We start from the raw sequence: 21810 nt of genomic DNA, 5'->3' as shown, positions 1-21810 counted from the left end.
GATGTCCTTTCCTCTGCTGACAGCGACGGCGGTGCTCCCGGCCATCGGGGCGATCGCCACGGCCGCGGTACCGGCCGCGAAGCGCACGGCCGCCAAGTGGCTGGCCCTGCTGTTCTCGCTCGCCACGCTCGTGCTGGCGATCGTCGTCCTGGTCCGGTTCGACCCGGACGGCGACCGCTACCAGCTCACCGAGTCCCATGCCTGGATCGCGGACTTCGGCGTGCGCTACGAGCTGGGTGTGGACGGCATCGCGGTCGCGCTGATCGCGCTGACCGCCCTGCTGATCCCGTTCATCGTCCTCGCGGGCTGGCACGACGCCGACCCGCTGGAGACGGGGAACAAGAGGTGGCGGCCGACGCAGGGCTTCTTCGCCCTGATCCTGGCCGTCGAGGCGATGGTGATCATCTCCTTCGAGGCCACCGACGTCTTCCTCTTCTACATCTTCTTCGAAGCCATGCTGATCCCGCTGTACTTCCTGATCGGCGGCTTCGGGGACCGTGCCCACGAGCACGGCGAGGAGACGGCGGCGACCCAGCGGTCGTACGCGGCGGTGAAGTTCCTCCTCTACAACCTGGCCGGCGGTCTGATCATGCTGGCCGCCGTGATCGGCCTGTACGTCGTCGCCGGGAACTTCTCGCTCCCGGAGATCGCCGAGGCCCGCGCCAACGGCTCGCTGGACATGGCGACGAACACCGAGCGCTGGCTGTTCCTCGGCTTCTTCTTCGCCTTCGCGGTGAAGGCGCCGCTGTGGCCGCTGCACACCTGGCTGCCCAACGCCATGCAGGAGTCCACCGCCCCGGTGGCCGTGCTCATCACGGCGGTCGTCGACAAGGTGGGCACCTTCGCGATGCTCCGCTTCTGCCTCGGACTGTTCCCGGAGGCCAGCAAGTGGGCGACGCCCGCCGTTCTCGTCCTGGCGGTCATCAGCATCATCTACGGCGCCCTGCTCGCGGTCGGCCAGCGCGACATCAAGCGGCTGATCGCGTACGCGTCGATCTCGCACTTCGGCTTCATCATCATGGGCATCTTCGCGATGACCAGCCAGGGCCAGTCCGGAGCGACGCTCTACATGGTCAACCACGGCATCTCGACCGCCGTGCTGATGCTGATCGCCGGATTCCTGATCTCGCGGCGCGGCTCGCGGCTCATCGCCGACTTCGGCGGTGTGCAGAAGGTGGCCCCGGTGCTCGCCGGCACGTTCCTGATCGGCGGACTCGCGACCCTCTCACTGCCGGGGCTCGCGCCCTTCGTCAGTGAGTTCCTGGTCCTGGTCGGCACGTTCACGCGCTATCCGGTGATCGGCATCATCGCGACCTTCGGCATCGTCCTCGCCGCGCTCTACACCCTCGTCCTCTACCAGCGGACGATGACCGGTCCGGTGAGACCCGAGGTCTCCGCGATGCCCGATCTGCGGGTGCGGGAGATCGCCGTGGTGGCGCCGCTGGTCGTGCTGCTGGTCTTCCTCGGCGTCTATCCGAAGCCCCTCACGGACGTCGTGAACCCGGCGGTGAAGCACACCATGTCCGACGTACAGAAGCAGGACCCCCGGCCCGAGGTGGAGGCGGCCAAGTGAGCGCAACAGCCGTCCACAGCCTGTGGACAACGGCGGCCGACCCGATCTCCAAGATCGACGCGCCGAAGATCGAATACGGGCAGCTCGCGCCCACCCTGATCATCGTCGGAGCGGCGCTCGTCGGGGTGCTGGTCGAGGCGTTCGTCCCGCGCAGGTCGCGCTACCACGCGCAGATGTGTGTCGCCGTGGTCGCCCTGGCCGCCGCGTTCGCCGCGGTCGTGGCGCTCGCCGCCGACGGCTACGGCACGACGAAGGCGGGCATCGCGGCGATGGGCGCCATCGCCGTCGACGGGCCGGCCCTGTTCCTCCAGGGCACGATCCTGCTGACGGCGCTGGTCGCCCTGTTCACCTTCGGCGAGCGCAGGCTCGACCCGGAGGCGCACGGCAACCGGGTCGACTCGTTCGCCGCGCAGGCCGCGGCCGTACCGGGCAGCGAGGGCGAGAAGCAGGCGGTCAGGGCCGGGTTCACCACCACCGAGGTGTTCCCGCTGCTGCTCTTCGCCGTCGCCGGCATGCTGGTCTTCCCGGCGGCCAACGACCTGCTGACGCTGTTCGTGGCGCTCGAGGTCCTCTCGCTCCCGCTGTACCTGATGTGCGCGCTGGCCCGCCGCAAGCGGCTGATGTCGCAGGAGGCCGCGGTCAAGTACTTCCTGCTCGGCGCGTTCGCCTCCGCGTTCACGCTGTTCGGCATCGCCCTGCTGTACGGCTACTCGGGCTCGATGTCGTACGCCACGATCGCGCAGGTCGTCGACGGCACGGTCCAGGACGTCAGCCCGGCGCTCGCCGGCACCATGGGCAACGACGCGCTGCTGCTGATCGGCACCGCGCTGCTGGTCATGGGCCTGCTGTTCAAGGTCGGCGCCGTCCCCTTCCACATGTGGACACCCGATGTGTACCAGGGCGCCCCGACGCCGGTGACCGGCTTCATGGCGTCGGCGACCAAGGTGGCCGCGTTCGGCGCGCTGCTGCGGATCCTCTACGTCGTGCTGCCGGGCCTGCGCTGGGACTGGCGGCCGGTCATGTGGGCCGTCACCATCGTCACCATGCTGGCCGGTGCGATCGTGGCGATCACCCAGACCGACATCAAGCGGCTGCTGGCGTACTCGTCGATCGCGCACGCGGGCTTCATCCTCGCGGGTGTCATCGCGACCACGCCGTCCGGCATCTCGTCCGTCCTGTTCTATCTGGCGGCGTACTCGTTCGTGACGATCGGCGCCTTCGCGGTGGTCACGCTGGTGCGGGACGCCGGCGGTGAGGCGACGCACCTGTCGAAGTGGGCGGGACTCGGCCGGCGCTCCCCGCTGGTGGCGGCGGTGTTCGCGGTGTTCCTGCTGGCCTTCGCGGGCATTCCGCTGACCTCCGGCTTCGCCGGGAAGTTCGCCGTGTTCAAGGCGGCGGCGGAGGGCGGGGCCGCCCCGCTGGTCGTGGTCGGTGTGATCTCGTCGGCCATCGCGGCGTTCTTCTACATCCGTGTGATCGTCCTGATGTTCTTCAGCGAGCCGCGACCCGAGGGCCCGACCGTCGCGGTGCCGTCACCGCTGACGATGACGGCGATCGCGGTCGGCGTGGCGGTCACGGTGGTGCTGGGCGTGGCACCCCAGTACTTCCTGGAGCTGGCGGGGGACGCGGGAGTGTTCGTGCGCTGATCGCTCGGTTCGGTACGCCGACGGCGGCCCGGCACCCTTCGGGGGGCCGGGCCGCCGTCGGCGTACGGATGGGCCTGTGGACAACTCCGGAGGCTGTCGGTGCGGACCCCTATCGTGGAGGCAGTGGTCGAGGGACGGCTTTCGGGGGGCACCGGTGATGGGCGGTAGTGGCGGAATGGCAGTGACGGAGAGTGAGGCGCTGGCCGCGCTGCACCGCGTGTTCGGGTACGAGGCCTTCCGCGGTGAGCAGGAAGCGGTCATCGAGCATGTGGTCACGGGCGGCGACGCCGTGGTGCTCATGCCGACCGGTGGCGGAAAGTCGCTGTGCTACCAGATCCCGGCCCTGGTCCGGCCGGGGACGGGAGTGGTCGTCTCCCCGCTGATCGCGCTGATGCAGGACCAGGTGGACGCGCTGCGGGCGCTGGGCGTGCGGGCCGGGTTCGTGAACTCCACGCAGGACTTCGACGAGCGGCGGACCGTCGAGGCGGAGTTCCTCGCCGGCGAGCTGGACCTGCTGTATCTCGCGCCGGAGCGGCTGCGCCTCGACAGCACCCAGGACCTGCTGTCACGCGGCAAGATCTCCGTCTTCGCGATCGACGAGGCGCACTGCGTGTCCCAGTGGGGGCACGACTTCCGGCCGGACTACCTCATGCTGTCGGTGCTCGGCGAGCGCTGGCCGGACGTACCGCGTATCGCGCTGACGGCCACGGCGACGCACGCCACGCACCGGGAGATCACCGAGCGCCTCGGCATGCCGGACGCCCGGCACTTCGTGGCGAGCTTCGACCGGCCCAACATCCAGTACCGGATCGTGCCCAAGGCGGACCCCAGGAACCAGTTGCTGAGCTTCCTGCGCGGGGAGCACGCCGGGGACGCGGGCATCGTCTACTGCCTGTCGCGCAACTCGGTGGAGAAGACCGCCGAGTTCCTCTCCCGCAACGGCGTCGAGGCGGTGCCGTACCACGCGGGCCTGGACGCGAGGACGCGCGCCACGCACCAGTCGCGGTTCCTGCGCGAGGAGGGCCTGGTCGTGGTGGCGACCATCGCGTTCGGCATGGGCATCGACAAGCCCGACGTCCGCTTCGTCGCCCACCTCGATCTGCCCAAGTCGGTCGAGGGCTACTACCAGGAGACGGGACGTGCGGGCCGGGACGGGCTGCCGTCCACGGCGTGGATGGCCTACGGGCTGAACGACGTCATACAGCAGCGCAAGCTGATCCAGTCCGGGGAGGGCGACGAGGCGTTCCGCCGGAGGGCCAACCAGCACCTCGACGCGATGCTCGGCCTGTGCGAGACCGTGCGGTGCCGGCGCGGCCAGCTTCTCGCCTACTTCGGCCAGGACCCGGACCCGACGGGCTGCGGCAACTGCGACACCTGCCTCACCCCGCCGGAGAGCTGGGACGGGACCGTCGCGGCGCAGAAGGTGCTGTCCACGGTGGTGCGGCTGCAGCGGGAGCGCGGGCAGAAGTTCGGCGCGGTGCAGATCGTCGACATCCTGCTGGGGCGGCGTACGGCCAAGGTCATCCAGTTCGACCACGACCAGCTGTCGGTGTTCGGCATCGGTGAGGAGCTCGGCGAGGCCGAGTGGCGGGGCGTCGTACGGCAGTTGCTGGCGCAGGGGCTGCTCGCCGTGGAGGGGGAGTACGGCACGCTGGTGCTGACCGAGGAGAGCGGGGCGGTGCTGCGGCGGGAGCGGGAGGTGTCGTTGCGGAAGGAGCCGAAGAAGCCGACGGCGGCCCGGGGCGCGGGCGGCCGGGGCGAGCGCAAGGCCAAGGCGGCCGCGGCCGAGCTGCCCGAGGAGCTTCAGCCCGCGTTCGAGGCGCTGCGCGCCTGGCGCGCCGAGCAGGCCCGTGAGCAGGGCGTCCCGGCGTACGTCATCTTCCATGACGCCACGCTGCGGGAGATCGCCACGGTGTGGCCCACGTCGGTGGCCGAGCTCGGCGGGATCAGCGGGGTAGGGGAGAAGAAGCTGGCGACGTACGGGGAGGGCGTGGTGGGTGTGCTGGCCGGGCTGACCGCGCCGGGGGACGCCGGCGGCGTGCCCGAGGATGTGGGGCGCCCGGACGACTGGCCGGAGGAGGAACCCCAGCCCGACGACTGGGAGTAGACGCCCCGCGCCCCGAGCGTCCGCACCTGCCGCGCTGCGCGCACCCACGCGCGCCGCGTGCCTGCCGCGGCCCGCGTCTGCCGCGCTGCGCCGCGCCTGTCGGGCTGCGCGCCCGCGCGCGTCGCGTGCCTGCCGCCGCCGATCCGCGCCCCGCGCGCCTGCCGCCGCCGCTCCCGCCGATCCGCGCGCCGCGTGACTGGCGCTGCCCTCCGCACTCCGCGGGCAGGCGTGCCGCAGGGCGGCACGGGTGGGCGCGACGGCACCCCGTAAGCGCCGGGTTGCGCGATGTCCCCCCGCTCAGCCGTCACCCCGGGCAGCTGCTGGGCGGGGGTGGGTGTGCGCTCGCCCCCCTGGAGGGGGTGCCGCTGCGCCCACCCGTGCCGCCCCAGCGGCACGACTGCCCGCAGCTAGGCGGACTGCGTGGGCTGTGGCGGTGCGGCTGCCCGCAGCTGCGCGGGCTGCGGCCGCGTGGGCGGTTACGGCAGGGCTGTCAGGGCCGGTGCGAAGGTGATCAGCAAGGGGACCAAGGGGACCAGCGCCGCCGCCGCCGTCGTCAGGGCGCGGTGGTGGCGGGTGAGGCGGGGCGGGGGCGCGAGGAGGCGGTCGACGCGTTCGCCGAGCAGGCGGTGGCTGGAGGCGCAGGAGAGGACGCCCCGGTGCTGGTTGAGCTCGATCAGGGCCAGGGCCGTGGTCAGGTGGCCGCAGCGGCGGGAGGCCGTGTCGTCGGCGGACAGTTCGACCAGGCGGTGGGTCTGGTCGCAGAAGTGCGCGAACAGGGGGATGCGGGGGAAGCCGGTGGCCAGCGCGGTGGAGAGGTGGAGCAGCCAGTCGTGACGGGCACGGGCGTGGCCGCGCTCATGGGTGAGGACGGCGTCCAGCTGATGGTCGGTGAGGCGCTGCAGGGCGCCGGTGGTGACGATCAGCTGGGGCGGGCTGCCCGGCATCCACCAGGCGTCGGGATACTCGTCCTCCAGCACCAGCAGGGGACCGCGGGCCTGGGGCAGGCCGGCCGGCAGGTCCGGGGCGCGTTCGCGCAGCTGCTCCCGGGCGCGGGTGCGCCGACGACGGGCCTCGGCCAGTTCACGCCCGAGCATGGCGGTCGTCCACGCGGCGCCGCAGGCGAGCAGCAGGGTGAGGGCCACGGTCCAGGGCGAGGCGGCGGACAGGTTGTACGCGGCGGTGACGGCGGGCGGGGCCGGGGCGAAGAGCTGGGCGCGGACGGTGCCGAAGACGGCGGCGGCGCCCAGGGCGAGAGCGGTGACACAGCACAGCAGGACGGTGGCGACCAGGCACTGCCACACCCACAGGGCGACCACCGGCTCCCGTTCCGGCCACTTGGCCCGGGTCAGCGCCCGGGGGACGGGCACGGCGGCCGTCACGGCGACAACGCTCAGCAGGAGCAGGCAGACGGTCATGCCACGGGCTCCGGATCCTGTCGGAAGAGGGCGGCTTCGGGGCGTGCTGGGGCGTGCGATGGTGCGGGGGCGTACAGGGGGAGTGCGGTGCGAACGCGCACACCGCCCCACTCCGATTATGACGGCGCGGGGCGGTGCGGGTCAGGGGTCGGCGAGGATCGGTGAGGGCCTGACGGGTCACACCGCGGGGGTCACCCGTCCCGTGACCTCACCGAGGCCCACGCGGACGCCGTCCGGTCCGGGCGCCCAGGCCGACAGCGTCACCACGTCACCGTCCTCCAGGAACGTCCGCTTGCCGTCGGGGAGTTCGAGGGCGTCGCGGCCGTTCCAGGTCAGTTCGAGCAGCGAGCCGCGCTCCCGTTCGGAGGGGCCGCTCACCGTGCCGGAGCCGTACAGGTCGCCGGTGCGCAGCGAGGCGCCGTTGACGGTCATGTGGGCGAGCTGTTGCGCGGCCGTCCAGTACATGGTGGAGAAGGGCGGCTCGGAGACGGTGTGGCCGTTGACCGTGACGGTGATCCGCAGGTCGTAGCCGCCGGGCTCCTCGTCCGTGTCGTCCAGGTAGGGCAGCAGTGCGTGGGTGCGCCCGGGCGGCGCGACGCGGGCGGCGTCCAGGGCGTCCAGCGGGGTGATCCAGGCCGACACCGAGGTGGTGAACGACTTGCCGAGGAACGGGCCGAGGGGCACGTACTCCCAGGCCTGGACGTCGCGCGCGGACCAGTCGTTGAGGAGGCAGAGGCCGAAGACGTGGTCGCGGAAGTCGGCGAGCGGCACCGGCCGGCCCAGCTGTGACGGGGCGCCGACCACGAAGCCGACCTCGGCCTCGATGTCCAGCCGGACGGACGGCCCGAACACCGGTGCGGCGTCCGCGGGTGCCTTGCGCTGGCCCGAGGGGCGTACGACATCGGTGCCGGACACCACGACGGTGCCGGCGCGGCCGTGGTAACCGATCGGGAGATGCTTCCAGTTGGGGGTGAGGGAGTCGGCGGCGTCGGGGCGGAAGATCTGGCCGACGTTCCGGGCGTGGTTCTCCGAGGCGTAGAAGTCGACGTAGTCCGCGACCTCGAAGGGCAGGTGCAGGGTCACCTCGGACAGCGGGTGGAACAGGGGGCCGACGGTCTCCCGGTGCGCCGGTACGGTCACCCACGCCGTGAGCGCCCGCCGCACGTCCGACCAGGCCGTACGGCCCGCCGCCAGCAGTGGGTTGAGGCTCGGGCGGGCGAGCAGGGAGGCGTACGGCGAGCCCAGAGCGTGTGCCGCGGCGCCGGCGTCGAGGACGTGGTCGCCGAGCCGGACGCCCACGGTCCGCTCCGACGAACCGGGGGGCGAGAACACGCCGTACGGCAGGTTGTGCGGGCCGAAGGGATCGCCCTCGGGTACATCGAAGGGGGGCATCGGGTGCTGCCTCGCTTTCGTGTGCGCAGGTGCTCCACGTGTCTGTGGCCGTGCCACACGTTACGGGTGCGACGGCGGTCTTGGGCAGAGCCGGCGTGGTGGCGCACCCGCGCTTCCTCTCGCACCGCGTCGTGGCGGGGGCGGACGGCGGACCATGTTCGAGGCAATCGGGGAAAGGGGCCCGAAACGGTCCTTGACCGGCATCGAGGGAAGGGGAATCGCACCGAAGCGAGCGGATGCGGGCACGGTGAATCGGACGGTCGTGTTGTCCGTATTCTCTGATCATGGCCGCACCCACCGCGTATTCACTCATCGCCACCGACCTGGACGGGACGCTGCTGCGCGGCGACGACACCCTCTCCGACCGGTCCCTCGCCGCGCTCGCGCGGGCGGGCCGGGCGGGTGCGCGGCACCTCGTGGTGACGGGGCGGCCGGCCCCCAGAGTGCGGGCGCTCCTGGACGACCTCGGCTCCACGGGGCTCGCGGTGTGCGGACAGGGCGCGCAGGTGTACGACGCCGGCGCGGACCGGCTGCTGTGGTCGGTCACGCTGGACCGGGAACTGGCGGAGACCGCCCTCGGCAAGATCGAGGCCGAGGTGGGGGAGGTGTACGCCGCGGTCGACCAGGACGGGGTCGACGGGCTGACGCTGATCGAGCCCGGCTATCTGATGCCGCACCCGACCCTGCCCGCGGTGCGGGTCGGGCGGCGCCGGGAGCTGTGGGACCGCCCGATCAGCAAGGTGCTGCTGCGCCATCCGGAGCTGTCGGACGACGAGCTGGCGGCGGTGGCCCGGGCGGTGGTGGGCTCACTGGCCACGGTCACCATGTCGGGTCCCGGCACGGTGGAGCTCCAGCCGTGCGGGGTGACCAAGGCGACCGGGCTCGCGCTGGCCGCCGGGGAACTGGGGGTGGGCCCGGAGCGGACCATCGCCTTCGGTGACATGCCGAACGACATCCCCATGTTCGACTGGGCGGCCCACGGTGTCGCCATGGCCGACGCGCATCCCGAACTGAAGGCGGTCGCGGACGAGGTCACCACGTCGAACGAGGACGACGGCGTGGCCGTCGTCCTCGAGCGACTGTTCGGCGGGGCGGGGGTGCCTGGTCCCCGGGTGGCTCAGTACGCGCCGAAGACGTTGTCGATGGAGCCGTAGCGGTCGGCCGCGTAGTTGCAGGCCGCCGTGATGTTCGCGACCGGGTCGTACGGGTCGAAGGCGGTGCCGGCCACGTGGTAGGCCGCGAAGGTCGGGTCGATGACCTGCAGCAGACCCTTCGACGGGGTGCCCGCGGCGGCGTTGGAGTCCCAGTTGTTGATGGCGAACGGGTTGCCGGAGGACTCGCGCATGATGTTGCGGTGGATGCTCTCGTAACTGCCCGGGATGCCGTTCTGCGCCATGATCGACAGCGACTCGCGGATCCAGCCGTCGAGGTTGTCCGGGTAGGCCGTGACGGAGGCGGCGGTCGTGGTCGTGCCGGTGGTGGCCGCGGAGGCGGCGGTGGCACCGAACAGCGGCAGGGCGACCACGGCGACGCCGGTTCCGGCGACGGCGAGGGAGCGGACGAGACGGCGGTGACGAGCGGAAGCGGGCATGACTGGGTTCCTCTCCTACGCCTGCGAGGTGAGCTGTCGGGTTCGGGCGGGAGAGTGCCCGGCCGTGCCCCTGCGGGCACGGCTTCACCCCTAGCCGTTCCGGCACATGACCGGCCCGGCGACCTACCTGGGTCCCCCACTCCTGCCGTCCGGGATGTCGTTGGGTGTGATGCGGGCGGCGGCAGGATCAGGCGTCCACCCGGCAGGCCCGGAACGTATGCGAGAGCACATGTCGGGAACAAGTGCGGACCTCACGGATGAGGCCGTTTGATCTTGAGATGGGGCTTTTGGGGTGCTTGATCCTTTGCGGGTGCCAAGGGTCAACTCGGTTGCGGGGGCGGGGGGAACGGGTGTCGCGGACCGTGACGGGGGTACGGGTTCGCGCGTGAGCCACTTCACTGTCCATCACCTGTGAGCGCATTACTCGCCAAAGGGAATTCGCTCTGTATGTGCGGCAAATCGGACGCGAGGGCGGGCAGGATGGTCCGCGTGACGGAAGGCGGGTTGCGGGCCGGGTCGAGGGTCGGGTCGAGGAGTGGATCGGTACATAGGGGAATGTCAGGGAATGTCCCTTGTGATCACCTGATCAAAAACACTCCGCTCCTGATCCCCTGTCGCCCTGCCCGTAACGTCGGGCGCTGGCGGTGATCGAAACATGACCGGATACGCTGACTTGAGTGAGGGCAGCGACCTATCGACATTCCGTATAACCGCCAGTGGACACCAGCAGACAGGAGACCCCTCGTGACCGTCGTCGGGCCGTTCGGGCTGAGCGTGCGGGACCAGGCTCTGGAAGCCGATGTCCAGGCCGGGATGACGGCTGTCGAGGAGGGGCTGTTCGAGGCCACCAAGAGTGAGGTGCCCTTCATCACCGGGGCCGCCCAGCATCTGGTGCGGGCCGGCGGCAAGCGGTTCCGTCCGCTGCTCGTGATGCTCGCCGCCCAGTTCGGCGACCCCTACGCGCCCGGTGTCGTGCCGTCGGCCGTGGTCGTGGAGCTGACCCATCTGGCCACGCTGTACCACGACGACGTGATGGACGAGGCCGAGGTGCGGCGCGGCGTCGACAGCGCCAACACCCGCTGGGGCAACTCCGTCGCGGTCCTCACCGGCGACTTCCTCTTCGCCCGCGCCTCGCACATCCTGGCCGACCTCGGCCCCGAGGCCGTACGGGTGCAGGCGGAGGCGTTCGAGCGGCTGGTCACCGGGCAGATCCTGGAGACCGCGGGACCGCAGGACGGCCGCGACCCGGTCGACCACTACCTGGACGTGCTCGGCGGCAAGACCGGCTCCCTCGTCGCCGTCTCCTGCCGGTTCGGCGCGATGATGTCCGGCGCGGACGAGACGGTCGTGGACGTGCTCACCCAGTACGGCGAGCGGCTCGGCGTCGCCTTCCAGCTCGCCGACGACGTCCTCGACATCGCCTCCGACACCCACGAGTCCGGCAAGACCCCCGGCACCGACCTGCGCGAGGGCATCCCCACCCTGCCCGTGCTGCGGCTGCGCGAACGGGCGGCCCGTCAGGGCCTGGCCGAGGACATCGCCCTGTGCGAGCTGCTGGACTCCGACCTCACCGACGACACCCGGCACGCCGAGGCACTGCGGCTGCTGCGCGCCCACCCCGCGCTCGAGCAGGCCCGCCGCGACACCGTGCGCTACGCCGAGGAGGCGCGCGCGGCGCTGGCCCCGCTGCGGGAGTGCGCCGCGAAGACCGCGCTCGTGCAGCTGTGCGACGCCGTGGTGCACCGCGCGGGCTGAGCGGGCCCCGGCCTCCCCGCCGACCCCTACGGGGCGGGGGACGAAACCGTCCCCCGTGTCATACCGCAGCAGTACACGGAGTTGAGTCCGGGGTCTGACGACTGAGCCTGCCGGATTTGGTCAGATGGACAACGACGGACCACACCACTTCTCACCGATTCGGGTGAGAATGGCGGCTCAGGGTGGGACCGGTGCGAGCACACGAGACGGAAGCCGCCGCCGACCACGGAGGTAGGGCACACATGGCACCGTACGAATCCGACGACATGACGACCGCGGGGGACGTCGACGAGCCGCGCACGGGGCGGCGAAGGGCCGCACGGTACGTCGTCCCGGTCACCGTGATGGGGGTGGCGGCCGCGACCATCGGGCTCGTCCCCGCGCTCGCCGACTCCGGCGACCCCGACCTGCCGGAGATCACCGCCGCGCAGCTCATCGAGAAGATCGCGCAGTCGGACGTCGAGCGGCTGTCCGGCACCGTGAAGATCACCACGGACCTCGGACTGCCGAACCTCGGCGGCCTGGAGAACAGCCTCACGTCCGGCGCCATGGGGCGCGGCGACGACGGCGGCTCCTCGGCCGACCCGTCCGCCAAGCTCACCGAACTGGCGTCCGGCACGCACACGTTGCGCGTCGCGGCCGACGGCCCGGACCGGCAGAAGCTGTCGCTCCTGGAGAACGCCGCCGAGTACAGCCTGATCCACAACGGCGAGGACGTCTGGGGCTACGACAGCGGCTCCAACGAGGTCTACCACGGCACCGTCGACGCGTCCGGCGAGGACCGGGAGCAGCGGCCCCCGGCCACCCCGAAGGACTTCGCCGAACAGGCGCTGAAGTCGGTCGACGACACCACGTCGGTGACCGTCGACGGCACCGCCCAGGTGGCCGGCCGGGACGCCTACAAACTGGTCGTCAAGCCGAAGCAGTCCGGCTCCACGGTCGGCGCGATCAGCATCGCCGTCGACCACAGGACCGGGATGCCGCTGAAGTTCACGCTCACCCCGTCCAGCGGGGGCGCGGCCGTCGTGGACGTCGGCTTCACCCAGGTGAGCTTCGACAAGCCGTCCGCGTCGACGTTCGACTTCACCCCGCCCAAGGGCGCCAAGGTGACCGAGGACGACGCGCCGGCCAAGGGCCGGGAGCACTCCGGGAAGCCGGAGCGGGGCCCGAAGTCCGAAGAGGACCTGGGCAAGGGGCTCGACGGGCTGAAGATGCTCGGCGAGGGCTGGAACTCCGTCGCCGTCCTCGACACCGGCGGCGAGGGCGGCCTGCCCACCGGCGGGACGGGCGGGCCCGGCGGTGACCTCGGCGGCTTCCTCGGTTCCCTCGGCGACGAGGTCAAGGGCGACTTCGGCACCGGCACGGTGTTCAGCACCCGCCTGGTGAACGCCCTGATCACCGAGGACGGCAAGGTCTACGTGGGCACGGTCACCAAGGACGCGCTCGTGAAGGCCGCCGACGCGGGTAAGTGACAAGGCCCTACAAGGCCCTGGAGGGATCGAGGGAGCCGATGGGCGAGGCGTCCGCCAGTGAGCAGGACGGGGAGCACACGGGTGGGGGAGTCATCACCACCCGCGCGCTCACCAAGCGCTACCGCGGCGGACAGCTCGCCGTCGACGGTCTGTGTCTGACCGTCCCGGCGGGCAGCGTCTTCGGCTTCCTCGGCCCCAACGGCTCCGGCAAGACCACCACCATCCGCATGCTGATGGGCCTGATCGAGCCGACCTCCGGCACGGCGCACGTCCTCGGGCGCCCCATGCCGCGCTCCGCGCGCGCCGTGCTGCCCCACGTCGGCGCCCTCATCGAGGGCCCGGCCCTCTACGGCTTCCTCTCCGGCCGCGACAACCTCCTGCGCTACGACGCCGCCGATCCGACCGCCGACCCGCGCACCCGGCGCATCCGCGTCCTGGCCGCACTGGACCGGGTGGGCCTCACGGCCGCCGGGGGCAAGAAGGCGAAGGCGTACTCCCTCGGCATGAAGCAGCGGCTCGGTCTCGCGGCCGCCCTGCTCCAGCCGCGCCGGCTGCTCGTCCTGGACGAGCCCACCAACGGCCTCGACCCGCAGGGCATGCGGGAGATCCGCACCCTCGTGCGCGAACTGGCCTCCGACGGCACCACCGTCTTCCTCTCCTCCCACCTCCTCGACGAGATCGAGCAGGTGTGCACCCACGCCGCCGTGATGGCGCGGGGCCGGCTGCTCACCCAGGGCCCGGTCGCCGACCTGGCCGCGGGCGCCCGCGGCCGGCTGGTGGTGACCACCCCGGACCCGGCGGACGCGGCCCGGCTGCTGAAGGAGCAGGGGGTCGCCGATGTCGTGGCGGACGGGGAGCGGGTGACCGGGGAGGTACCCGGGCGTGACCTCGCCGAGGTGAACGCGGCCCTGGTGACGGCGGGGGTCCGGGTGCGCGGATTCGGGGTCGAACGGGCCTCGCTGGAGGACGCGTTCGTGGCACTGACCGGGGAGGGCTTCGATGTCGCGGGCTGAAGCGGTGCGTGCGGTGAGTCCGCTGTGGACCCTCGGGCTGCTGCGCAGCGAACTGCTCACCACCTTCCGCCGCTGGCGCACCCTCGCCCTGCTGGGGGTGCTGGCCGCCGTACCGGTCCTGGTCGGGATCGCCGTACGGATCGAGACGGGTGACGGGTCGTCGGCCGGGGGAGGGGGCGGCGGGGGCCCGGCGTTCATCTCGCAGATCACCAACAACGGCCTGTTCCTCGTCTTCACCGCGCTCGCCGCCACGCTGCCGTTTTTCCTGCCCATGGCGATCGGGGTCGTGGCGGGCGACGCCGTCGCGGGCGAGGCGAACACCGGCACCCTGCGCTATCTGCTCGTCGCCCCGGCCGGGCGGACCCGGCTGCTGCTCACCAAGTACGCGACGGTCATGACGTTCTGTCTGGTCGCCACCCTCGTGGTCGCCGTGTCGGCGCTGATCACCGGCGCGCTGCTGTTCCCGCTCGGCGATCTCACGACCATCTCGGGCACCCGGATCAGCTTCTCCGAGGGGCTGGCCAGAGCGCTGCTGATCGCCCTGGTCGTCGCCGTGTCGCTGATCGGGGTGGCGGCGCTCGGCCTGTTCGTCTCCACGCTGACCAACAGCGGCATCGCGGCGATGGCGACCACGGTGGGACTGCTGATCACGGTCCAGATCGTCGACCAGATCCCCCAGCTGCACGCCGTGCACCCCTACCTCTTCTCCCACTACTGGCTGTCCTTCGCCGACCTGATGCGCGAACCGGTCTACTGGGACGACCTGACCAGGAACCTCGGCCTCCAGGCCCTCTACGCGGCCGTGTTCGGCTCGGCGGCGTGGGCACGGTTCACGGCGAAGGACATCAGCGCGTAGGAAATCGGTGGCCCGGGTGCGGCGGGGCGTGTGACGGTACGGGCCATGGGCAACTCGAAGGCGTACCCCGTCCTGCGGACCACCGACGCGGCCGAGGCGTACCGGCAGGCCGGGCGGCTGTGTGCACTGCTGAGGAATGTCGAGGACAAGGTGTGGCTGTTCGCCGAACCGGCAACGGTCCGCGAGGTGAGGGCGATCGCCGCGATCGCTCCCGGACTGCCCTTCGACTACGCGGGGACCCGGACCGATCCGGCGACGGGCGGCCGCCTCCGGTTCGACCTCGACGTGACGGCACTGGACGACGCGGCCCTGGCGGGACATCTGCCGCTGACCTTCTCGGAGGACGTCGAGCGGGAGCGCGTCGAGGCCGGGATCCTGGCCGCGCTGGGCGACGGCATGGTCTCCGTCGAGTGGCACGGGCGCTGGCCGGACGATGCGGACCCGGATGTGGACTGGTCCTCGAAGTACGACGGGATCCAGGTCCTGTTCCACGGTGACTTGGCCCAGTGGGGCGACTGGACGGAGGAGCACACCGTCTTCGTCCATGTGACCGAGTGGGGGGACCTGCCCCTCGCCCGGGAACTCGCCGCCCACATCGGCAGCGAGGTCCTGGGCGAGGCGCAGCTCGGCTGGTGACGTCAGCCCGCCTCGTACGGGAAGCGGGCGAGCGGTGCCTCCTGGGCGAAGAACGTCTTGGCCCGCGCCAGCGCCTCCGTGTCCTTCAGCACGTCGCCGGGCTTGCTGCCGTTGCCGAGCAGTACCCCGCCGAACCGCATCCCCAGGTATGCCGCCGAGTTGTTCAGCGTGCCGGCCAGGGGGTCGGCGACCTCCGGTTCCTCGTGGGCGAGGGCGGTGACGCCCCAGAGGGTGCGGCCCGTCATCGCCGCCTTGAAGTCCAGACCGGGGGTGCGCAGCCAGCCCGACCAGTAGTCGAGGTAGCGCTTGGTCTGTGCGGACACCGAGTACCAGTACAGCGGCGAGGCGATCACCACGTCGGTCGCGGCGAGGGTGGCGTCCAGGAGTTCGGCCACGGGGCCCTCGGTGGGGCGGGCGTGGTCGCTGTCGTGGCGCAGGTCCTCGAAGTCGGGCAGGGGGTCGGAGGTGAGGTCGATCCACTGCTGCTCCACATCCGGGGGCAGCTGTTCGGCGGCCCTGCGGGCCAGCAGTTCGGTGTTGCCTTCGGGGCGGGCACTGCCCAGGACGAAGAGAAAACGGCGAGCCATGGTCATCCCCAGATGCTCGGCGGACGTCAATTAAGCGCCTCTGCATCATATGCGCATGCATCTACATGTCAAAGGGCGACCACTCCCCGGAGCTCGGCCTCCATCGCCACCGACAGCAGCAGGTCCTCCCGCCCGTGCCGTGCCACCAACTGGAGCCCCGCCGGGCAGCCGTCGGTGCCGAACCCGGCCGGCAGGCTCAGCGCGGGGTGCCCGCTGAGGTTGAACGCCCAGGTGAGCGCCGTCGAGTAGACGTCACCTGGGCCCTCGTGACCATGCGGCGCGGTGGGCGCCGTGGGGGTGAGCAGCAGGTCGGCGCCGGAGAAGAGGTCGTCCAGGCGCCGGCCGTTCTCCGCCCGGATCCGGTGGGCGCCGACGGGATCGGCACCGGGCGTGCGCAGGGCGAGCCAGGCGGGGGCGGGGTCGAGGAGTCCGGGCGGTGGCCGCCGTACGAGCCGTACGATCCCCGCGTCGGCCAGCCGGCCGGCCGCCGCGCGGGCCAGGGCGACGGGTTCCGGGTCGGGGGCGGCGAAGCCCAGGTCGGGGGACCAGCAGGCGGAGACGGGCGGCGCCACCGGGTCGGCCCGCCCCGACACCACCCGCCCCGACACCACCCGCCCCGACACCATCCGCCACCACACCGCCGCGTCCGACGCCGTACGGGTGAGGACGCCGGGCGCCGCCAGGCCCGTACGGTCCGCCGAGGCCAGACGGCCGCCCGTGACCTTCAGCCCGACGACCCCGCACCACGCCGCCGGGATCCGCACCGAGCCCGCCCCGTCGCTGCCCGTCGCCAGCGGCACCAGCCCGGCCGCGACCGCCACCGCCGCCCCGGCCGAGGAGCCGCCCGGCGTACGGTCCGCCCGCCACGGGTTGACCGTACGGCCGTACGCCCCGAGCCCCCAGGTCTGCCACGGCGTTCCCGGACCGGGCACCGACGTGGCGCCCACGGCGACCGCACCGGCCGCGAGCAGCGCCCGCGCCGCACGCAGTCCGTGCCGCCCCTTGACGGCGACCGGCACCCCGGCCAGCGGCAGCGGCTCCCCGGCGGCGACCCGCGCGTCCACCTTGGCCGCCCGCCGCAGGGACTCCTCGCCCCATACCTCGAGGAACGCGCACAGCACCGGATCGGCCCGCTCGATCCGCCCCAGCGCCTCCGCGACGACGTCCACGGCCCGCAGCCGCCGTGCGCCCACGGCGGCCGCGATCTCCTGCGCGCGACCCCCGGTCAGCGCATCGCGCCCGTCAGCCGGGCCAGCGGTTCCGTCTCGCGGGGCGGCCGTTCGCCGAGGTCGCCGAGGCGCCACTCGTTCACCCACGGCACCCGGTACACGTCGATCACCGACTCGATGAGCCGGACCCGGTGGGCGAGCGGGCGCGGCAGCCGTCCCGGCGCGTCCGCCACCAGCACCACGGCGTCCAGGTCCAGCCCCTCCGGGGCGTCGCCGCGCCGGAACATTTCCACCGCCGGGACCACGGCGTCCAGGCCGGCCGCATGGGTCCGGGCCACGAGCAGCACCGACCGCGGATCGGCGGGGCCGGGCCAGGCGCGTCCGCCGTCATGGCCGCCGTAGACCGCGGCGAGCGTGGAGACGCCCGCGCCGCCGTGCAGACCGACCCAGGAGAAGCGCCGCGCCGACGCCCGCGCGTGGGCGGGCTCCGGCGGCGCCGGCTCCGGTAACGCCACCGGTCCTCGGATCCAGATCTCCGGTCCCTGTCGCATGCTGTTTCTCCTGCTCGCCCTGTCGATCTCCATGCCGCCCCGGGGACAGGAAACCGCACATACGGTCGTTGGGACGAGCCTGTGACAACGCGGTGACGTGAGAAGAGCGGGCGAGCGGACAGACTCGACGGTAGGTGTACGACCCGAATGAGGGGACGATGTCGCGACTCAGCCGTGAGAAGAAGCGGGAACAGCAGCAGGCCGCGGACGCGGTGGACCCTGCGGCGGCGCCGATCGACGTCCATGTCCCCCTGGGCGGGACGGGCGCGTCCGTCGGCGGGGTGACGGTGATCGCCGGGCCCGGCGAGGAGATCCAGCAGGCGGTGCTGAACCGCCTCCACCGCATCGCCATCGCCTCCGGACACGCCGCCCTCGCCACCGTGCACGACGAGCGCGTCGGCTGCGTCATCCCGCTCCGCGTCGACCCCGACGGCTCCAGCCACTTCACGGGACAGCCGGTCCTGACGGAACCCCCGCGGGACCGCGAGCCGGCGCCGACGCCCGGCACGGACCTGCCGACCCACCTCCTGCGGCCGGTACCCGAGCAGGCGGCGCACGAGACCGCGTCCGCACCGCCGGCGCCTCACCGGGACAGCGCCCCCACCTTCAAGCTGCGCCCCCTGCCCGGACCGGGGACACCCCGGGACGCCGCCCCCACGTTCCCGCTGCGGGCCGTCCCCGAACCGGCGGAGCCGACGCCGCCGGGTACGGTCGTACCGCCGACGGGAGAGTTCGGCCCGCCCCCGCCCATGGACGCGCGGCCGCACCCCGAACCCGGACCGGTCACCCCGGCTCCGGAGTCCGCGTACGAGCCCGACCCCAAGCCCACCCCGCCGCGCGGGTTCGACGCCGTGGCGGAGGCGGTGCTCGGGGACGAGCCCCCCGCCGCCGAGAACCACCTCGCCGAACCCATGGCACGGATCAACGACGCCGTCCGGACGGGCAGGATCGACGAGGCGGCCCGGCTGGCCGAGGAGACCGTCACGGAGGCGTCGGGCACCCTGGGCCCGGACCACCCCGAGGTGCTGCGGCTGCGCGAGCTCGCCGCGTACATCGCCTATCTGGCCGGAGAGCCGTTGCGCGCCTTCCGGATCTCCCTCGACCTCGCCGTCATCTGCCGCCGCGCGGGGGACGCGGAGGCCGCCTACGGCAATGTCCGCAGCGCGGCGACCGCATGGCGCGCGGTACGCGACCCGGGGCCCGGACTGGAACTCGGGCACGAGCTGATCACCCTGTGGACCGAACTCACCACCGAGGACGGCCCCGCCGCCGACGAGATCGAGGAGCTGGAATCCGCCCGCGCCCGCATGGGCCGCCTGACGGAACGCGCGCGTTAGCGCCCGCCCGGCGGAGCGGGCCGGAGGAAACCGGCGCCGCTGCCCGGAGCCGGCCCGATCCGGACGGCACCCCTAGGTCGTGCTCCGGATCGGGTCCGCTTCGACCGGCACGCTCGCGGGATCGGCTGCCGCCGCGCGCCTCTTCTTCTCCGCGAGCACCCGCGCGGACCTGCGGGCGGTGCGCAGCGCGTCCCACGTGAGGAGGGTGAGCGCCAGCCACACCAGCGCGAAACCGGCCCAGCGCTCGGGCGGCATGGCCTCCTTGAAGTACAGGACGCCCAGCAGGAACTGGAAGACCGGCGTCATGTACTGGAGCAGCCCCAGCGTGGACAGCGGCACGCGGATCGCGGCGGCACCGAAGCAGACCAGCGGCAGCGCGGTGACGATCCCGGACGCCGCGAGCAGCGCCGCGTGCCCCGCCCCCTCGGCACCGAACGTGGCGTCGCCCCGCGTGCCCAGCCACACCAGATAGGCGACCGCGGGCAGGAACTGGATCGCGCTCTCGACCGCCAGCGACTCGACGCCGCCGAGGTCGACCTTCTTCTTCACCAGCCCGTACGTGGCGAAGGAGAAGGCGAGACAGAGCGAGATCCACGGCGGCTGGCCGTAGCCTACGGTGAGCACGACCACCGCCGCCGCGCCGACCCCGACCGCCGCCCACTGCGCGGTCCGCAGCCGCTCCTTCAGCAGCAGCACGCCCATCGCGATGGTGACCAGCGGGTTGATGAAGTAGCCGAGGGACGCCTCCACGACATGGCCCGAGTTCACGGCCCAGATGTAGACGCCCCAGTTCACGGTGATGACGGCCGCGGCGACCGCGACCAGCGCCAGCCTGCGCGGCTGCCGCAGCAGCTCGCCGAGCCAGGCCCAGCGGCGTATGAAGAGCAGGGCGGCGCCCACGAAGAACAGCGACCAGACCATCCGGTGGGCCAGGATCTCCACCGCGCCCGAGGGCTTGAGCAGCGGCCAGAACAGCGGGACCAGGCCCCACATGCCGTACGCGGCGAAGCCGTTCAGCAGTCCTGTGCGCCGCTCTGCGGCCGACTTCCCGGTCATGGGGCCCTCCTTCGTGTCCGGTGCGTGCCGTGTCCCGGCGAGGCCCGCGCACGCGCGCGGTGCTCGACCGGACGACGGTAACGCCGGACACCCCCGCGCGTCATGTCCGTACCGGCATACGGTCATGACGCGCGGGGGCCGGCCCCGGAGGTCAGTTCTTGAGAGCGGCGGCGACCGCCTCGGCGAGCGGGGTGGTCGGACGGCCGGTCAGCCGGGACAGATCGCCGCCGTCGACGACGAGCTCCCCCTTCTCGATCGAGACGTCCACGCCCGCGAGGACGGCGGCCATCGGCGCGGGAATCCCGGCACCGGCGAGAATCCCGGTGAGCGCCTCGGGCGTGACCGGGTTGTAGGCGATCTCCCTGCCGGTCTGCCGGCTCAGCTCGGCCGCGTACTCGGCGAAGCTCCACGCCTCGTCGCCGCCCAGCTCGTACGTCGCGTTCTCGTGCCCCTCACCGGTCAGTACGGCGACGGCGGCGGCCGCGTAGTCGGCCCGCGAGGCGGAGGAGATCCGGCCCTCACCGGCGGCCGCGAGGACCGCGTCGTGCTCCAGCACCGGGGCCAGGTTCTCGGTGTAGTTCTCGTGGTACCAGCCGTTGCGCAGCAGCGTGTACGGCACGCCCGAGCCCAGCAGCGCCTCCTCGGTGCCGCGGTGGTCGTCGGCGAGCGCGGCGGTCAGGGTGCCGGGGGCGGAGGTGTAGGCGAGCAGGGCGACACCGGCGGCCTTGGCGGCGTCGATGACGACCCGGTGCTGGCCCACCCTGCCCTTGTCGAACTCGTTGCCGGAGATCAGCAGGACCTTGTCGCCGGCCGCGAACAGGCCGTCGAAGGTCTCGGGGGCGTTGTAGTCGGCGACCGCGATCCGCACCCCGCGCCCGGCGAGGTCCGCCGCCTTCTCCGCGCTGCGGACGACGGCGGTGATCTGCTCGGCCGGGACCTTCTCCAGCAGCTGTTCCACGACGTGACGGCCGAGGTGTCCGGTGGCGCCGGTGACGACGATGCTCATGATGCGGAACTCCCAGGGGGGGTGGTGCGGATGCGTCTGTGTCACTCACTCTAGGAGGTGCGCTAACTTTTGGAAAGTACCCACTTCGAGGTAAGGTACTGGCATGGCGGTAAGTGAGACGGAACGGCTGACCGAGGCCGAGGCCATGTGCCCGCACCGGCTGGTCCTGGAGCATGTGACCAGCCGCTGGGGCGTGCTCGTGCTGATCCAGTTGCTGGAACGCCCGTACCGGTTCAGCGAACTGCGCCGGGCGATCGGCAGGGTCAGCGAGAAGATGCTCACCCAGACCCTCCAGACCCTGGAGCGCGACGGCCTGGTCCACCGCGACGCCAAGCCGGTCATCCCGCCCCGCGTCGACTACTCCCTCACCGGCCTGGGCCGCGAGGCCGCCGAGCAGGTGCGCGACCTCGCCCTGTGGACGGAGAAGCGCATGGTCGCCGTGACGCGGGCCCGGCAGGCATACGACGAGGCCCGGGCGCGATAGCGCACCCGGGCCTCGTCACGGCCTTCGGCGGATCAGCCGACGACGGTCCAGGTGTCGGCGCCGGTGAGGAGGGATCCGAGGTCGCCCTTGCCCTGTTGTTCGAGGGCGGTGTCGAGCTGGTCGGCCATGAGGGTGTCGTAGACGGGCCGGTCGACGGAGCGCAG

Annotated in this window: 19 protein-coding genes, 1 pseudogene and 1 riboswitch; of the genes and pseudogenes, 11 read left to right on the top strand and 9 right to left on the bottom strand. The window is 72.3% G+C overall.

Features of this window, described 5'->3' with window-relative positions; all coding sequences use genetic code 11:
- The first annotated feature begins 1 nt into the window (after position 1).
- From IF28_RS0119585 to recQ, 3 genes are all read left to right on the top strand, one after another.
- Positions 2-1573, top strand: coding sequence for an NADH-quinone oxidoreductase subunit M (locus IF28_RS0119585; RefSeq protein ID WP_030221866.1), 1572 nt, complete (start codon positions 2-4; stop codon positions 1571-1573).
- Positions 1570-3219 (top strand): NADH-quinone oxidoreductase subunit NuoN, encoded by a 1650-nt coding sequence (gene nuoN / locus IF28_RS0119580; RefSeq protein WP_030221862.1) that lies wholly within the window; start codon positions 1570-1572, stop codon positions 3217-3219. Before IF28_RS0119585 ends, nuoN begins: the two co-directional genes overlap by 4 nt.
- Before the next feature lie 175 nt (positions 3220-3394).
- On the top strand, positions 3395-5326 hold the full coding sequence (recQ, locus tag IF28_RS0119575) for a DNA helicase RecQ (RefSeq protein ID WP_420713784.1): 1932 nt from the start codon (positions 3395-3397) through the stop codon (positions 5324-5326).
- Between the two features lie 476 nt (positions 5327-5802).
- Here recQ and IF28_RS0119570 read toward each other — a convergent pair whose 3' ends face one another.
- Together IF28_RS0119570 and fahA are read right to left on the bottom strand one after the other, a co-directional pair.
- Entirely contained in the window at positions 5803-6741 is a 939-nt protein-coding gene (locus IF28_RS0119570) for a M56 family metallopeptidase (RefSeq protein ID WP_030221855.1), read from the bottom strand.
- 177 nt (positions 6742-6918) lie between these two features.
- Positions 6919-8133 carry a fumarylacetoacetase gene (gene fahA / locus IF28_RS0119565; protein WP_030221852.1) on the bottom strand — a complete coding sequence of 405 codons (1215 nt, stop codon included), beginning with the start codon at positions 8131-8133 and terminating at the stop codon, positions 6919-6921.
- 284 nt (positions 8134-8417) lie between these two features.
- On the opposite strand from fahA, the gene IF28_RS0119560 reads away from it, so the two are divergent.
- A complete protein-coding gene (locus IF28_RS0119560) occupies positions 8418-9287 on the top strand; it encodes an HAD family hydrolase (protein ID WP_030221849.1) in 870 nt (289 codons plus the stop codon).
- On the opposite strand, the gene IF28_RS0119555 is transcribed toward IF28_RS0119560, so the two are convergent.
- Positions 9251-9724: a transglycosylase SLT domain-containing protein gene (locus tag IF28_RS0119555; RefSeq protein ID WP_030221846.1), complete on the bottom strand. Its 474-nt coding sequence runs from the start codon at positions 9722-9724 to the stop codon at positions 9251-9253. The genes IF28_RS0119560 and IF28_RS0119555 overlap by 37 nt on opposite strands.
- A gap of 3 nt (positions 9725-9727) precedes the next feature.
- Positions 9728-9894, bottom strand: a riboswitch (cyclic di-AMP (ydaO/yuaA leader).
- 574 nt (positions 9895-10468) lie between these two features.
- Here IF28_RS0119555 and IF28_RS0119550 point away from each other — a divergent pair.
- The 5 genes from IF28_RS0119550 to IF28_RS0119530 all read left to right on the top strand — a co-directional run bounded on the left by IF28_RS0119550 (position 10469) and on the right by IF28_RS0119530 (position 15456).
- A complete protein-coding gene (locus IF28_RS0119550) occupies positions 10469-11479 on the top strand; it encodes a polyprenyl synthetase family protein (protein WP_030221843.1) in 1011 nt (336 codons plus the stop codon).
- Between the two features lie 242 nt (positions 11480-11721).
- The gene (locus IF28_RS0119545) at positions 11722-12951 is read left to right on the top strand and encodes a LolA family protein (protein WP_030221841.1); all 1230 of its coding nucleotides are present in this window, start codon (positions 11722-11724) and stop codon (positions 12949-12951) included.
- A 38-nt stretch (positions 12952-12989) separates the two neighbouring features.
- Positions 12990-13964: an ABC transporter ATP-binding protein gene (locus IF28_RS0119540; RefSeq protein ID WP_030221838.1), complete on the top strand. Its 975-nt coding sequence runs from the start codon at positions 12990-12992 to the stop codon at positions 13962-13964.
- Complete coding sequence (locus IF28_RS0119535) at positions 13951-14820, top strand: ABC transporter permease (protein WP_030221835.1); 870 nt, start codon at positions 13951-13953, stop codon at positions 14818-14820. The genes IF28_RS0119540 and IF28_RS0119535 overlap by 14 nt, the downstream gene beginning before the upstream one ends.
- Positions 14821-14865: 45 nt before the next feature.
- A complete protein-coding gene (locus IF28_RS0119530; RefSeq protein WP_030221832.1) occupies positions 14866-15456 on the top strand; it encodes a hypothetical protein in 591 nt (196 codons plus the stop codon).
- Between the two features lie 2 nt (positions 15457-15458).
- Here the strand turns inward: IF28_RS0119530 and IF28_RS0119525 are convergent, their stop codons facing one another.
- The 3 genes from IF28_RS0119525 to IF28_RS0119515 form a co-directional block, all read right to left on the bottom strand.
- Positions 15459-16043, bottom strand: a complete 585-nt coding sequence (locus IF28_RS0119525; protein ID WP_030221829.1) for a flavodoxin family protein — start codon at positions 16041-16043, stop codon at positions 15459-15461.
- 68 nt (positions 16044-16111) lie between these two features.
- Positions 16112-17236 carry an amidase family protein gene (locus IF28_RS0119520; protein WP_420713783.1) on the bottom strand — a complete coding sequence of 375 codons (1125 nt, stop codon included), beginning with the start codon at positions 17234-17236 and terminating at the stop codon, positions 16112-16114.
- A gap of 32 nt (positions 17237-17268) precedes the next feature.
- Positions 17269-17763 (bottom strand): DUF6668 family protein, encoded by a 495-nt coding sequence (locus IF28_RS0119515; RefSeq protein ID WP_037893586.1) that lies wholly within the window; start codon positions 17761-17763, stop codon positions 17269-17271.
- Positions 17764-17921: 158 nt separating this feature from the next.
- Between IF28_RS0119515 and IF28_RS0119510 the strand changes: the two genes are divergently transcribed.
- Entirely contained in the window at positions 17922-19100 is a 1179-nt protein-coding gene (locus tag IF28_RS0119510; protein WP_030221820.1) for a tetratricopeptide repeat protein, read from the top strand.
- A 72-nt stretch (positions 19101-19172) separates the two neighbouring features.
- Here the strand turns inward: IF28_RS0119510 and rarD are convergent, their stop codons facing one another.
- Both rarD and IF28_RS0119500 read right to left on the bottom strand, forming a co-directional pair.
- The gene (rarD, locus tag IF28_RS0119505) at positions 19173-20156 is read right to left on the bottom strand and encodes an EamA family transporter RarD (RefSeq protein WP_037893584.1); all 984 of its coding nucleotides are present in this window, start codon (positions 20154-20156) and stop codon (positions 19173-19175) included.
- Positions 20157-20307: 151 nt separating this feature from the next.
- Positions 20308-21162, bottom strand: a complete 855-nt coding sequence (locus tag IF28_RS0119500; protein WP_030221813.1) for an SDR family oxidoreductase — start codon at positions 21160-21162, stop codon at positions 20308-20310.
- Positions 21163-21265: 103 nt separating this feature from the next.
- Here IF28_RS0119500 and IF28_RS0119495 point away from each other — a divergent pair, with 103 nt between their 5' ends.
- Complete coding sequence (locus IF28_RS0119495) at positions 21266-21646, top strand: winged helix-turn-helix transcriptional regulator (RefSeq protein ID WP_030221811.1); 381 nt, start codon at positions 21266-21268, stop codon at positions 21644-21646.
- A gap of 32 nt (positions 21647-21678) precedes the next feature.
- Here the strand turns inward: IF28_RS0119495 and IF28_RS38710 are convergent.
- Positions 21679-21810, bottom strand: a pseudogene (locus IF28_RS38710) (2-oxoacid:ferredoxin oxidoreductase subunit beta); the annotation flags it as partial.

Origin of the sequence: Streptomyces sp. NRRL WC-3626 (assembly GCF_000718785.1) — a bacterium.
Taxonomy (GTDB): domain Bacteria; phylum Actinomycetota; class Actinomycetes; order Streptomycetales; family Streptomycetaceae; genus Streptomyces; species Streptomyces edwardsiae.
The sequence above is the reverse complement of the archived record's forward strand: the minus strand, read 5'-3'. Positions and strand labels throughout refer to the sequence as shown.